The 13,675-nt window shown below is 68.4% G+C and carries 9 protein-coding genes; 4 read left to right on the top strand and 5 right to left on the bottom strand.

All coding sequences use genetic code 11. The annotated features are described in order from the left end of the window. Positions 1-321 precede the first annotated feature (321 nt). Positions 322-1,281: a PQQ-dependent catabolism-associated beta-propeller protein gene (locus ACOJUJ_RS11775; RefSeq protein WP_420127071.1), complete on the top strand. Its 960-nt coding sequence runs from the start codon at positions 322-324 to the stop codon at positions 1,279-1,281. Between the two features lie 1,106 nt (positions 1,282-2,387). Here the strand turns inward: ACOJUJ_RS11775 and ACOJUJ_RS11780 are convergent. Then, complete coding sequence (locus ACOJUJ_RS11780; protein WP_420127072.1) at positions 2,388-3,392, bottom strand: SDR family oxidoreductase; 1,005 nt, start codon at positions 3,390-3,392, stop codon at positions 2,388-2,390. A gap of 409 nt (positions 3,393-3,801) precedes the next feature. Next, complete coding sequence (locus ACOJUJ_RS11785; RefSeq protein WP_420127073.1) at positions 3,802-5,856, bottom strand: SDR family oxidoreductase; 2,055 nt, start codon at positions 5,854-5,856, stop codon at positions 3,802-3,804. Between the two features lie 707 nt (positions 5,857-6,563). Between ACOJUJ_RS11785 and ACOJUJ_RS11790 the strand changes: the two genes are divergently transcribed. Continuing rightward, positions 6,564-7,874 carry a glycoside hydrolase family 10 protein gene (locus ACOJUJ_RS11790; RefSeq protein WP_420127074.1) on the top strand — a complete coding sequence of 437 codons (1,311 nt, stop codon included), beginning with the start codon at positions 6,564-6,566 and terminating at the stop codon, positions 7,872-7,874. Positions 7,875-8,295: 421 nt separating this feature from the next. Further along, positions 8,296-9,195, top strand: a complete 900-nt coding sequence (locus tag ACOJUJ_RS11795) for an alpha/beta hydrolase (RefSeq protein ID WP_420127075.1) — start codon at positions 8,296-8,298, stop codon at positions 9,193-9,195. Between the two features lie 100 nt (positions 9,196-9,295). On the opposite strand, the gene ACOJUJ_RS11800 is transcribed toward ACOJUJ_RS11795, so the two are convergent. Both ACOJUJ_RS11800 and ACOJUJ_RS11805 read right to left on the bottom strand, forming a co-directional pair. Next, complete coding sequence (locus ACOJUJ_RS11800) at positions 9,296-9,637, bottom strand: hypothetical protein (RefSeq protein ID WP_420127076.1); 342 nt, start codon at positions 9,635-9,637, stop codon at positions 9,296-9,298. A gap of 443 nt (positions 9,638-10,080) precedes the next feature. Then, on the bottom strand, positions 10,081-11,079 hold the full coding sequence (locus ACOJUJ_RS11805) for an alpha/beta fold hydrolase (protein WP_420127077.1): 999 nt from the start codon (positions 11,077-11,079) through the stop codon (positions 10,081-10,083). A 125-nt stretch (positions 11,080-11,204) separates the two neighbouring features. Between ACOJUJ_RS11805 and ACOJUJ_RS11810 the strand changes: the two genes are divergently transcribed. Further along, positions 11,205-11,642: an Rrf2 family transcriptional regulator gene (locus tag ACOJUJ_RS11810; protein WP_420127078.1), complete on the top strand. Its 438-nt coding sequence runs from the start codon at positions 11,205-11,207 to the stop codon at positions 11,640-11,642. A gap of 485 nt (positions 11,643-12,127) precedes the next feature. Here the strand turns inward: ACOJUJ_RS11810 and ACOJUJ_RS11815 are convergent, their stop codons facing one another. Beyond that, a complete protein-coding gene (locus ACOJUJ_RS11815) occupies positions 12,128-13,120 on the bottom strand; it encodes a C39 family peptidase (RefSeq protein WP_420127079.1) in 993 nt (330 codons plus the stop codon). Positions 13,121-13,675 lie beyond the last annotated feature (555 nt).

The following is a 13,675-nucleotide window of genomic DNA, read 5'->3' on the forward strand; positions in this document are numbered from 1 at the left end:
CGGCCCTCCCCCACAAACTGCGTGGGGGAGGGAGAACGGCACGAAAGCTCGTCGTGGCGGGAGCGAAGTTTATACCCTCTCCCGCTTGCGGGAGAGGGTGCGAGCCTAAGCGAGCGGGTGAGGGCACCCCGCCGGCGCAGCGAGAAGCCTGTCGTTGCTCTTCGATCTATCGGCAACCCCAACCTCCCCCAGGGTTTTTTGGGGGGAGGTGCGAGCCTGAGCGAGCGGAGGGGGCGCCCGCGGTGCGCACCGGCGCCGGATCCACGCATCGAACCACATCATCGTCTTCCACGACCACACATGCCCTGTCTCAGCCTCCACTTGAGCGCCGCGCTCACGCTCCTCATCATCCCTCAAATTGCCGCGGCGCAGCTGCTGTTCGTGAGCAACGAGGGGTCGCGCAACGTGTCGGTGGTGGATGCGGCGGCGCGGCGCGTGGTGGCGACGATCCCGGTGGGCGAGCGGCCGCGGGGGATTCAGGTGTCGCCGGACGGACGGCGCGTGTACGTGGCGCTGAGCGACGACCGGCCCAACGTGCAGGGCGGTGGTGACGCGATCGCGGTGATCGACGTGGCGACGCGGCGGGTGGTGGCGCGTTATCCCGTGGGGACGGATCCCGAGCAGTTTGGGGTGACGCCGGACGGGGCGCGGCTGTACGCGTCCAACGAGGACGCGGGGACGGCCAGCGCCACGGACCTGCGCACCGGCCGCGTGCTGGCCACGCTGGTGGTGGGGATCGAGCCGGAGGGCGTGGCCATCAGCCCCGACGGCCGCTGGGTGTACGTGACGGCCGAAACCAGCAACACGGTTTCGGTGATCGACACGCGCACCAACCGCGTGGCCGCGTCGTTCCTGGTGGACCTTCGCCCGCGCGCCGTCGCCTTTTCGCGCGACGGACGGCGCGCCTACGTGACCAACGAGATCAGCGGAAGCCTGTCCGTGATCGACGTGGCGCGGCACGAGGTGATCGAGACCGTCGAGATGGAGCGTGGCGAAGGGAAGCCGATGGGCGTCGCCATCTCGTCCGACGGCGGCCGCGTCTTTGTGGCGAACGGGCAGGCGAGCGCGGTGTCCGTCATCGACGCGCGGTCAAACCGCGTGGTGGGGCGCATCCCGGTGGGGCGGCGGCCGTGGGGCGTGGCGCTTAGCGCGGACGGACGCTGGCTCTACACCGCGAACGGCCTGTCGAACGACCTTTCCGTCATCGATACCCGCACCCTGCGCGTCGTCGGCACAATCCGCGTCGGAACGCGGCCGTGGGGTATCGCGATGGCGCGATGAAGATCGCGGGCAGCGTCCGAGGGGCGTTGCCAAGCCTCAGTGACACCGATGGAGGCACCCTGTCATCCTGAGGGAGCGCACGCGCGTAATTTTCGTCACCACATAAGCTTGCGCGCGACCGAAGGATCTTTGTCGGGTCGCGCGAGGCCCAGCCCAGCCCAGCCCTCGGGAGCCGTCGAGTCTCTTGGCGGCATTACCAAGCCTCACGACTCTGACGCACACTGTCATCCTGAGGGAGCGCACGCGCGTAACTTTCATCACCAAAGCTTGAGCGCGACCGAAGGATCTTTGTCGGGTTGCGCGAGGCCCAGCCCTCGGGAGCCGTTCAAGTCCCTTCGCGGCATTACCAAGCCTCACGAACTCTGACGCACACTGTCATCCTGAGGGAGCGCACGCGCATAACTTACTTCACCACATAAGATTGCGCGCGACCGAAGGATCTTTGTCGGGTTGCGCGAGGCCCAGCCCTCGGGAGCCGTTCGAGTTCCTTGGCGGCATTACCAAGCCTCATGAACTCTGACGCCCACTGTCATCCTGAGGGAGCGCACGCGTATAACTTACTTCACCACATAAGATTGCGCGCGACCGAAGGATCTTTGTCGGGTCGCGCCCAGCCCAGCCCTCGGGAGCCGTTCGAGTCCCTTGGCGGCATTACCAAGCCTCATGAACTCTGACGCCCACTGTCATCCTGAGGGAGCGCACGCGCGTAACTTTAGTTACCACATAAACTTGCGCGCGACCGAAGGATCTTTGTCGGGTTGCGCGAGGCTCAGCCTTCGGGAGCCGTTCAAGCCCCTTCGTGCCGACGGTGACGTAGCCGAACGGACCGTGGGCCCAGCATGCAGATTCTTCGGTCGGCGCACAGGCGTTTGTGCAACCCGGACAGATCCGGGCGCGCGCCTTCCTCAGAATGACACCGGCCGCCGGGTTTTTACGGCAAGCGCGGGGCTGGATTCGGAGTGGAATCCAGCCCCGCGGTTTTCCCGGCGAGATCCTTCGGTCGCGCGCCGTCTTCGGTGCGAGCGGCAGGATTTCCCGTGGCGCTCCCTCAGGAAGTCAGCGGTGTTCTCTGTATCACCCGCTCACCCGTTCACCCGTTCACCCGCTCACCCCGTCGGCCCGCCCATCACGGGGAGCACGGCGCCGGTGATGTAGCTGCTGCACACGGGCGAGGCCAGAAAGACGAACGCGGGTGCGATCTCCTCCGGCTGCGCCGGCCGCTTCATGTCCGTGTCCTGGCCGAACTCGGTGATCTGGTCCGGCGCCTGGTCGGCGGGGTTGAGCGGCGTCCACACCGGCCCCGGCGCCACGACGTTCACCCGGATGCCGCGGTCCGCCACGTTCTGCGCCAGCGACATGGCGAACGCGTGGATGGCGCCCTTGGTGGCCGAGTAGTCCAGCAGGTTCTTGTTGCCGAACAGCCCCGTCTCCGAGCCGCAGCACACGATGGCGTCGCCCGCCGACAGGTGCGGCAGCGCGGCGCGCGCCATCTGCACGTAGCCGTAGACGTTGGTGCGCATGGTCATGTCCAGGTGCTCGTCGGTCAGGTCCTCCAGCCCCTGCACGTGCTCCTGGAACGCGGCGTTGTTCACCAGCACGTTAAGCCCGCCCAGCTCCTTGACCGTGCGCTGCACCGCGTGCTCGCAAAAGCGCGGATCGCGAACGTCGCCAGGGATCAGGATACAGCGCCGGCCCTCCTTCTCCACCGCGGCCCTCGTCGCCTCGGCGTCCTGGTGCTCGTTCAGGTAGACGATGGCCACGTCGGCGCCTTCGCGGGCAAAGAGCACCGACACCGCGCGCCCGATCCCCGAATCGCCGCCGGTGACGATGGCCACGCGGTCCTGCAGCTTTTCGGAGCCCTTGTAGTCCGGCGCCTGGAAGCGGGGCTTGAGCTCCATCTCCGCCTCGATCCCCGGCTTGCGCAGGTGCTGGTCGGGCATCGGGCCTTCCGGCTGATCGCGTGCGCCGGCCTGCGCGGCATCCCCGCCCTCGCCGCCGCCGTCCTTCGCCTTCTGCGCGCGGTCCTTCCGATCGATCCGCTGCTGGATCTTCCGCTGCTCCTGCGCCGTCTGCTCCGCCGCTTCGCGGTACTTTGTCTGCTCGTCGCTCATCTCACCGCCCGTCGTTGGTGATTCATCTTCCGATCATGCACCTGTGCGTCCGCCACCGGATCCGACCGTCGAAATCTCCCCCCATCGAATCAAAAGCCAGTCATCCTGAGGGAGCGCACCACGTGCAACCAGTAGTCACATCATGACATGCGCGCGACCGAAGGACCTTCTCTCCGACTCCGCAGGGCATGCTTGCACGCCGGAAATCCAGCCCCTCGGTGCTGCTGGCAAGGTCCTTCGGTCGGCGCCAAAGCCCTTCGTACAGGCAACCTACGATGCGGCGCCTCCCTCAGGATGACTGAGCGCGGGGGAGGTGTAACAAACCCTCTCGCGCTGCAATCGTCACCGCAAACGGAGCGCCCGCGAGCCGAGGCCCGCGAGCCACAGGCCGCGGGCGCTCCATCCATCGTCAGCTCCGGCCCGCCAGCGACGGAGCGGCCAGGCCGCGCTTGAGGCCGGCGGCGGCCTGCGTGAGGGCCTTGGCGGCATCCTTCACCACCATCGCCATCCCGAAGAACTCGTGCGTCACGCCGTCGTGCGTGTGGTAGTCCACCTGCACGCCGGCGGCCCGCAGCGCCTGCGCCAGCCGCTCGCCGTCGGACCGCAGCGGGTCGATCTCGGCGGTGATGATGGTGGTGGGCGGCAGGCCCTGCAGGTCGGCGCGCACCAGCGAGATGAGCGGATGCTCCGCGTCGGCCGGCGAGCGCAGGTAGTGGTTGAAGAACCACTGCATCATCGGCCGGTTGAGCGGCTTGGCGTCCGCGTTCTCCACGTACGACGGCGAGTCGGTACGCCCGTCGGCGATGGGGTACACGGCCAGCACGTGCGCGGGAAGCGGCAGCCCGTTGTCGCGCGCCAGGATGGCGATGGAGACGGCCAGGTTGCCACCCGCGCTCTCGCCCGCCACCGCCACGCGGTCCGGGTCGCCACCCAGCTCGGCGGCGTTGCGCAGCACCCAGTCGTACGCGGCCAGGGCGTCCTGGTGCGCGGCGGGAAAGCGGTGCTCCGGCGCCTTGCGGTACTCCACGGAAACCACGATGGCGCCCACCGCGTCGCACAGCCCGCGCGCGGAAGCGTCGTAGGTGTCGTTGGTGGCGATCACCCATCCGCCGCCGTGCGTGTAGACGACCACGGGGAACGGCCCCTCGCCGTGCGGCTGGTAGACGCGCACCGGGATGTCTCCGCCCGGGCCCGGAATCGTCCGGTCGATGACGGCCGCCACGGGGAGCGGCGCGGGCGTCTTGCCGTGCTTGCGCAGCATCGCCTTGACCGCGTCGGCGGGCGTGGGCTGCATCCGCGCGCGCTCGGGCGTAAGCGTCTCGATCGGCTCCGGCCCCAGCTCTTCCAGGTGCCGCAGCACGTGCGCCATGTCGCGGTCCGCGCGCGCCAGGGTAGAATCCGCTTCCTCGTCGCCCCCGCCGCCCAGGAAGCGGGCGCGCAGCTCGCCGTCCAGCCGCCCCAGCAGGCCGCTGCGGGAAAGCAGGTATCCGCCCGCGGCGACCAGGCCGATGGTGAGCAGCGACTGCAGCGGATGCTGCGCGGTGTGCGTGTACGCGCTGGTGCGCATCACGTGCCCCTCGTAGTCGCCGCGCTCACGGCCGCTCACGGAGGGCGCGTGCAGGGCGTCGTTGCGGCGCTTGGTGCCGCGCGGCGCCTGCTGCTGGTCCCACACGGCCGACGCGGCGTACCCGTCGAACAGCCGGTCACTGGCGTTGCGGAACATCTCCATCTGCTTGGCCGCGCCGCCCACCAGCACCTCGCGCTGGGGACGGACGGCGCAGTCCAGGATGGCGCGGGCCACCACGCGCGGCGCGTAGACCGGCGGCGGCACGGTGGGCTCCGCGTCCTCCATGTGGTTGTGCGCGTGCTCGGTGTACGGCGTGTCGATGGCCGCGGGGCGGATGAGGGTGATGGCCACGGGCGCCTGGTGGTGCGCCATCTCCTGCCGCAGCGCGTCGGTGAATCCCTTTACCGCGTGCTTGGTGGCGCTGTAGTGCCCCTGCAGCGGGATGGCCACGCCGGAAAGCACGCTGCCCACGTTGATGAGCGCGCCGCCCTTGGCGCGCAGCCACGGAAGCGCGGCCAGCGAGCCGTTCACCACGCCAAAGTAGTTGGTCTCGAACAGCCTGCGCACATCGTTCACCGGCGTCTGCTCGATCTCGCCGTAGATGCTGACGCCCGCGTTGTTCACCCAGGTGTCGATGCCGCCGAACGCGGTCACGGCCACCTCGGCCAGGGCGCGCATGGCCGCCTCGTCGCCCACGTCGCCCGCGTGCCAGGTGACCTCGGCCCCCTCCGCCTGCAGCTCGTCCGCGATCTGCGCCAGCGCCTGGGCGTTGCGCGAGTTGAGCACCACCCGTGCGCCGCGCTCCGCCGCCAGCCGCGCCGTGGCCAGCCCGATCCCGCTGTCGGCCCCCGTGATGACGATCACCTGCTCGTCCAGCGGCTTCAATCTCAGCTTCATCGTTCCCCTTCCCGTTGCCCTGTTCCCGTCCGCGAGAGGGGAAGGGCGGTCGCAAGGGGCACGCCACGTTGAACAATCGTTGCACCACAGTCAGGTGCGACCGCCGGTGTCTGTTTCCTTGCGCGAGCCGTGGGTGTGATGGTGTGATGGTGTGATGGTGTGATGGTGTGATGGTGTGATGGTGTGATGGTGTGATGGTGTGATGGTGTGATGGGCGTCGCCGAACCGTCCACAGGTGTCGTCTTCTGGAGAGGGTGTCGCCAACCTAACCCGCTCCCGATACCCACTCCCGATGGAAGCCCGGTGTCATCCTGAGGGAGCGCACACCCGTAACTTCCATAACCACATAAGCCTGCGCGCGACCGAAGGATCTTTGTCGGGTCGCGCCAGACCCAGCCCCCGGGTGCCGTTCAAGTTCCCGGGTCCGGCAGACAGGATCCCTCAGTCGCGCGCAGGCGGTCGTGAAAGATTCACGTTGCGCGTGGCGCTCTCTGAGGAAATCAACGCGTCGGGGACGATGACGCGCCCGGGAGCGTGAGACTGTGCGGGAGGGGCTGGACAGGGCGGGGAGGGGGAGCGATGTTGGGAATGGAACTTCGTGGGGCCCATTCGGTTAGCAGCCAACAACCCCGTGCACACGTCCGCTCGCGGACACCCGGATCAACATCCACCGCGCCCTTGCCCGGCGCGGCCGAACGCTCTTGCGCATGAACCAGAGAACTTCGCGAATCCTTCTCGGCGCCGGGCCGGCGCTGCTGCTCGGCGGCATGGCGCTGGGCGTGGCGCTTGGCAACGCGTACGACGTGCCGGACGGGTCCGCGGCGCCGCACCTGATCGCGCCGGCGTTCGCGGCGCCGCCCGCCCCGGCGGTGATGGAGGAGGGGCGCGCGCTGTGGGTGAACCGCTGGGACTACGGCAGCGCGGCCACCATCCGCCAGGTGATGGTGAACGCCAAGCGCGCCAACTTCAACATCGTCTACTTTCAGGTGCGCGGGCCGTGGGACGCGCGCTACCCCTCGCGGCTGGATCCGTGCTCGCCGCGGCTGTGCGGCCGGCTGGGCGGCACGCCCACGTGGGACCCGCTGGAGGTGGCGGTGCGCGAGGCCCACGCGCGCGGTCTGCAGCTGCACGCGTGGATCAACGGGCTTTCCGGCTGGGAATCCAACAACTCCAGCACCTGCGCCGGCCTGCGCCGCAGCGAGGCCGGGCAGCCCAACCACGTGCTGATCGACCATCCCGAGTGGGCCATGCACACGCGCTCCGGCCGCCCCATGGCGTGCCCCAACGGCGACGAGTACGTGTACCTGTCGCCCGCGCACGCGGGGGTGCGCACGCAGCTGGCGCGCGTGGCGGCGGACATCGTGCGGCGCTACCCGGTGGACGGCATTCACCTGGACCGCATTCGTTACCCGGGTGCGGACTTTGGCTGGGACCGCGCGTCGCTGGCCCAGTTTGGCAAGGACCCGGCAGCCAACCCGCGCGACTGGGCGCAGTTCCGGCGCGACCTGGTAAGCCGCATGGTGCGCGAGACGCACGACAGCATCCACGCCGTGCGCAAGGTGCCGCTCTCCGCCGCCGTGTGGCCCATCTACGACCGCACGCGCTTTGGCTGGAACTCATCCAGCGGCGTCGCGCAGTTCTTTCAGGACACGTGGGGATGGGCGCAGGGCGGGTACCTGGACGTGGCCGTGCCCATGACCTACTTCCGCGTGGCGCGGGAGCGCTGCTCGTACCGGCCGTTCCGCGCGGGCGAGGAGCCAAACCCCGATTGGGACTGCATGATCGCGGACCACGTGGCGGGGATGCGCCCCACCGGGCGGCACGTGTACGCAGGCGTGCTTCCGGGACTGGGGCGTGACGAGATTACGCGGCAGGTGCGCATCGGGCGGCAGCACGGCGTGAACGGCTTCTCGTTCTACTTCTACAGCGCACTGGCCAACATGAACGCCTGGGCGTTCCTGGGCGACGGCGTCTTCAGCGAGCCCGCCACGGTGCCGCGGATGCCCTGGCTGCGGTAAGGGATAGCTTCACACGGAGTCAACGGAGTCAACGGAGTCAACGGAGTTAACGGAGTTTGCTCCTGCCGCTTCGGAGGGCGCTTCGCGAATGCAGGCGCAGTAAAAGAAGGCCTCACACAGAGTTAACAGAGTCAACAGAGTTTCCGATTTCTCTGTTGACTCTGTTAACTCTGTGTGAGGCTGATCTTTGGCTTCATCCGCAACCAGGATCGCGCGCTGGCGGGAACCCTGGCGCGCGGGAGATGGGTAGAATCGCGAAGCGGAAATCCATCCGCGGCGATACGCCTTTCACCATCCCGGTTCCACGTCCGTTCCGATGCACATCTTCCGTCTGTGCCGAATGCGCTCCACGCTCACGATCGCATCTGCCCTGCTGCTTGCCACCGTCGCCGCATGCGGCCACGCGCCTGCGCCAGCCACCTTGCCGAGCACCGAAGATCCGCTGCCCGTCGAGCTGTTCGAGTACGATCGCAACTCCCCGCTGGACGTGCAGACGTCTCCCCTGGGGACGGAGGAGGGGGTGGAGGTTTTTGAGATCAGCTACGCGTCTCCCGCCGGAGGGCGCGTGTCCGGGCGGCTGTACGTGCCGCAGGGGCCGCCGCCGTTCGCCGGGATCGTGTATGCGCACGGCACGGGCGCGGGCGCGCGTACGCAGGGGCCGCGGGCCGTGTACCTGGCCAGGCACGGCGCGGTCGTGCTCACCCCGGATGCGCCGTACATCCGCCGCGGCGGCGAGATTCCCACGTTCACGCCGCTGGACAGCGCCGAGCAGGTGCAGCACGTTCAGGATCTGCGGCGCGCCTTTGACGTGCTCGCCACCCGGGCCGACGTGGATGATGCACGCCTGGCCTTCGTGGGCCGTAGCCACGGCGGGACGATGGGCGCGCTGCTGGCCGGCGTGGAACGGCGCGTAAAGACGTACATCCTGATCGTGGCCGATGGCGGGCTGGTCTCGCACTTCCGCAATCCTGACGAGCCGAGCGGCGCCTTTTCCGCGCTGGCGGATGACGTACGGGGGCGGTGGCTGGCCGCGATGAGCCCCATCGAGCCCATCCGCTTCATCCACCGCGCCCCGCCGGCCTCCATCCTGTTTCAGAACGGCCGGCAGGACGATGCGGTGATGCCGTCCGATGCGTCGGCGCTGCACGCAGCCGCGCGGGGCACCACCGAGGTGCAGTGGTACGATGCGGGGCACCGCCTGAACACGGAGTCGTTTGTGGATCAGCTCCAATGGCTGCATCAGCACGTCGGGATGCGCGCGCCGGGCCCGGATGCCGCCGCCGGCCCCAACTTCCCGCCGCCCGCGCCGGCACGGCCGTAGTGCCGGGGGCCGGCGCCGTGCGATTCCGCTGAACCGCGCGCCATCCCCGAGCCCGAGATCGTGCCGCGGATACGCTGGCCGCGGTAACGGACCCGCGGGGTCAGAGGCGGGGAAGCACAGCCTGTTCCGAAGCTTGCGGATCCGCGGACGCGGGGACAGCAGGGGTTACCGAGTCGGGGTGCTGCCCAAGGCGGTGAAAGGCCGTCCCCGTGCGCATGTAGCGGGTGGTCGCGCCGCAGACGTTCAGATGGTACCAACCCGCGCCCAGCCCCTCGTGGCGCTTCACGACGCGGATGTCCTTTGCGGGGCAGTTGGAGTCGAACGCGGCGGTGTGGACGACGGTGCTCGCGTTGGCGCGAATCACCACTCCGGCCGTGCCGACGCCTACGACGATCGCGCAGACGGTGCCGGCGGCAAGGGTGACGAGGGTCTGGATGCGCATGATGGGTTCTCCGATGAAGGTTGGAATGGTCGCCCGTTCCCGCGCCTCGTGTAGCGGAGCGGGTGTCCAGAGGAGGCTGGGCCGGTCGGGCGTGGGGTCCCGCAGGCGAGCTCCGGCGGTCAACGCCGCCAAGAAATTCAGTCGGACGGGCAGTTCTCAATTCCCATTCGAACGGCAAGCGGCCGCCCCTCGCGGGGATGACCTTACGCGTTGCCCCGTCTCATCCACGGCTGCCGGAGAATACGCCGCCACGGCGGGGCTCTTCGCGCGCGGCTGCAAGGACGCATCGTGGGGGATGACGAAGAGAGGAGCGGCGCGCCGGCGCCGCCCCTCTCTTCTTTGATCCGCTGAACCGTGATCCACTTGCGGACCCGACGCTTCCGATCCGGATCGTAGCGGCCGGCCGCTACGATCATGCGCTTGCTGCTCTGGCTGTGGGACGATCAGGACGCGGCCTCGGCCCGCAGGCGCTGCAGAAAGGGGAGGACGGCGGCGTTGTACGCGGCGGGCTGCTCCTGCTGGATCCAGTGGCCGCATTCCGGGAGGGTGATGGTGCCGCGGAGATCCGGGACCAGCGCGGGCATGCCGTCCATGATCTGCCGCATCCCCGGGATGGTGAGCCCCACGTCCCGCTCGCCCACCAGGTACAGCGCGGGCACGGTGACCTTCATCCCCTGCAGGGCGGCATCCACCTCCCAGTTGCGGTCCAGGCTGCGGTAGAGGTTGAGCCCGCCGCGAAAGCCGCTCTCCGTGAACGCCGCCGCGTACACGTCCAGGTCGGCTTCGGAAAGCCAGGGGGGCAGCGTGGCCGGCGCGGGAAGGGGAGCCAGCAGCCCGTCGCGCCGCGACACCATGCCGAAGGGGTTGGGCGTGCCGTCGCCCTCCACGCGCGGCCCCGCGTCTCCCGAAGCGGCAAAGAGGATCTTGCGCAGGGCAAGGCGCACGTCGGCCTCCAGCTCCGCCTCGGCCACGCCGGGCTCCTGAAAGTACAGCGTGTAGAACAGGGCTTCGTCCGTGGCGGGGAACAGCTTGCCGGGCGGCAGCGGCGCGCGCCCCATCATGGGGACGGACGACGCAACCACGCCGCGAAACCGGTCCGGGCGCAGCCGCGCCGCCTGCCAGGCCAGCGTGGCGCCCCAGTCGTTGCCGATGATGATTGCGGAGGGGATCTGCAGCGCATCCAGCAGCCCCACCGCGTCACCCACCAGGTGCAGGAGCGAGTACCGCCCCGCGTCCGCCGGCCGGTCCGATCCACCGAACCCGCGCAGGTCCGGCGCGATGGCGCGAAAGCCCGCCTGCGCCAGCGCGGGGAGTTGGTGCCGCCACGCGTACCACGTTTCGGGAAACCCGTGGCACAGCAGCACGGCGGGCCCTTCCCCCTGCTCCGCCACGTGCATGCGGATGCCGTTCGCCTCTACCGTCCGGTGCTTTACGTCGTGCATGCCGGTTTCCCTGGTCGCGGTCCTTATTCTCGCAACATCGTAAGTTACTTGATTGGCCGCGTCAACCGTCCTAGTAACATTCGGGGTTACGAGATCCGGTCCACCTGCGTTCCCGGAACATCGACGTGAGATCCGACAGCCGGCTTGCCCGGATGAGCCACGTGCTGATCCACATGGGCCTGCGCGGCGGCAACGAGACGTCCGAGGTGATCGCGCTGATGCTGAACACCAACCCCGTCGTGGTGCGCCGGACGATGGCGGGGCTGCGTGATCACGGATATGTGCGCTCGGAAAAGGGGCACGGTGGCGGCTGGAGCCTTACCCGCGACCTGAGCGAGCTTACGCTGCTGGATGTACACCGCGCGCTGGGCGAGCCGGCCGTGTTCGCCCTGGGGCCGTCCGTCGATCATCCGGACTGCCCCGTGGAGTCGTCTGTCAACGCCGCCCTCACGCGCGCCCTGCACGACGCCGAGGCCGTGCTCCTGGCCGAGCTGGGCCACGTCACCCTGGCGGACCTGGCCCGCGACGTTCCCCAGGTCTCCGGCCGCCGCCCGCCCGCCTGACCGGCGCGGCGGCGTCGCAACGGACGGTCTTCCAAGCCCCCCGACGGTCCGCGCCCGCACCCGGCCCCGGGGAACTGCCGCGTCGTCATTCCGGCCGGCGGTCAGCCGTACTGGCGACCGCCCGCGCGTGAGGAACAGAAAGGGCCGGCTCCCCTGCGGGAGCTGGCCCTTCCCCTGAACCTGGAGCACGGAGCGAACCGGTGTCATCCTGAGCCTGAGGGAGCGCACCACGTGTAACCAGAATCCATTCAACCGGTTGCGCGCGACCGAAGGACCTTCTGTCCGCTTGCAAGGGGCAAGATCCGCGCACAGAATTCAACCCCTTGGTTCTGCTGGCAAGGTCCTTCGGTCGGCGCCAAAGTGTTTCGTGCGTGCAGGGTACGACGCGGCGCCTTCCTCAGGATGACTGATTGCATGTGCGGTTCAACAACACCGCTTCAGTCTCAGCCTCGGAAAATCACGTACGATCTCCGCGAATACGCCGATCAGGGCACCAGGTACGTCTCGTGGTAGCGTACGGTGTTGGGGTTGAAGTAGGTGCAGTTGCCCTGCCATGGCGTGGTGATCGCCTTGCCCACGATGCCGCGGCCGTATCGCACCCCCGCGCCGCCGGAGCCGCCGTATCCCGCCCCGTTGCACAGCTGCTGCCCCCACACGCCCGCCGGATCGTTCATCGTGTAATTCGTCCCGTCGTTGCCGATCAGCAGCATCACGTGGCCGGCGCTGGTGAACTTTCCGTGGATGATGACGGGGCGCTGCTTGTTCAGCTCCGCCTCCATCTGCGCCACGCTGCCCGTTTCCATGTGCACGCGGATGCGCTGCTTGAGTCCGGCGCGCGCGGCCAGCCGGTTGAAGATCGTGTCGAACTTGAACTCGTCCTGCGACTGCTTGCGGAACTCCGTGTAGATCTGGTCGGGCGTGTAGTTGGCCCCGTAGTACTTCAGCAGCATCGCCATGGTGGTGTTGGCGCAGGTGGCGCCGGGCTCGTACGTGTTGGCGTACTGAAAGAAGTACGGCACGTTGGCGACCAGGTCGCGGATGGTGAAGTCCTTGTACGCGCCCGCCACCTGCGTGCCCGCGGAGTTGTAGCCGCGCACGTAGATGCGCCGCACGCCCACGCCCGTAAACTTGTACGTCACCGGAAAGTGGTTCGCCCGGTCGGTGCTGCTGCCCAGCAGGTACGTGCCGTCCGCGAAGTACTTGATGGTGACGATGTCGGCGGTGGCGTCAGCCCGGAAGGTGACGGGGTTGGTGGCCACGGTGCCGGTGGGGCTTACCCACGCCAGCGTGGCGGTGCCGGCCAGCGTCAACGACGCGGCGTTGGGCGCGCCGGTCAGGCCGGTGCCCGCGTCGCACGCGCCCAGCGCCAGCATCCCCAGCAGCGCGGCAACGCACCGTATCCGGCCGCGGCGTGGTGTGCGGCGCCTGCGGTGGACGCGCGCGTCCGCATCCAGCCCGGCGTACGTGCCTGGATTCATCATGGTGCCTCGAGGGGTTCAGGAAAGAGAAAGAGATGGGCGGGAAATAAACCGGAATATTCGTACCGCCACCCATCTCCGCTCTGCCCCTGATTCGCTCCTGAAGCGCCGCCACATTCGATAAGTTCTTGCGGTTCAACGATTGGAGTAGTTCCACGAATTGCAGGCGATGGACCGTGAAAGGGGGGCGCCTGGTTTCAATTGGATTCACCCGCTCCGCCACGCGGCGAACCCAGGAGAGTGCTGTACTTGCGTGAGGGTTGGTGGCGTGCCGTCCAGACGAGGCGTGAGATGAAACTTGATTTACGACACTTCGAGCTTTATAGGTAATGTCCCTTCCTGTGCGGACAGTCGCACGCATCCATGAAAAGTTCTGATCAGGCAGGTTTCAATGCACAAGCTCAAGCTGCGGCTGGAGAGCCTTCGGGTGGAGACGTTCGAAACGACCCGCGTGCAGACGGAGCGGGGTACGGTGTTCGGAGAGCAGTGCAGCTGCCATACGGTCTGCACCTGCCCCGGCTGTGCCACCTGTGACGCGAGTCGCAACGGGACCTG

Origin of the sequence: Longimicrobium sp. (genome assembly GCF_048594345.1) — a bacterium.
Lineage (GTDB): Bacteria > Gemmatimonadota > Gemmatimonadetes > Longimicrobiales > Longimicrobiaceae > Longimicrobium.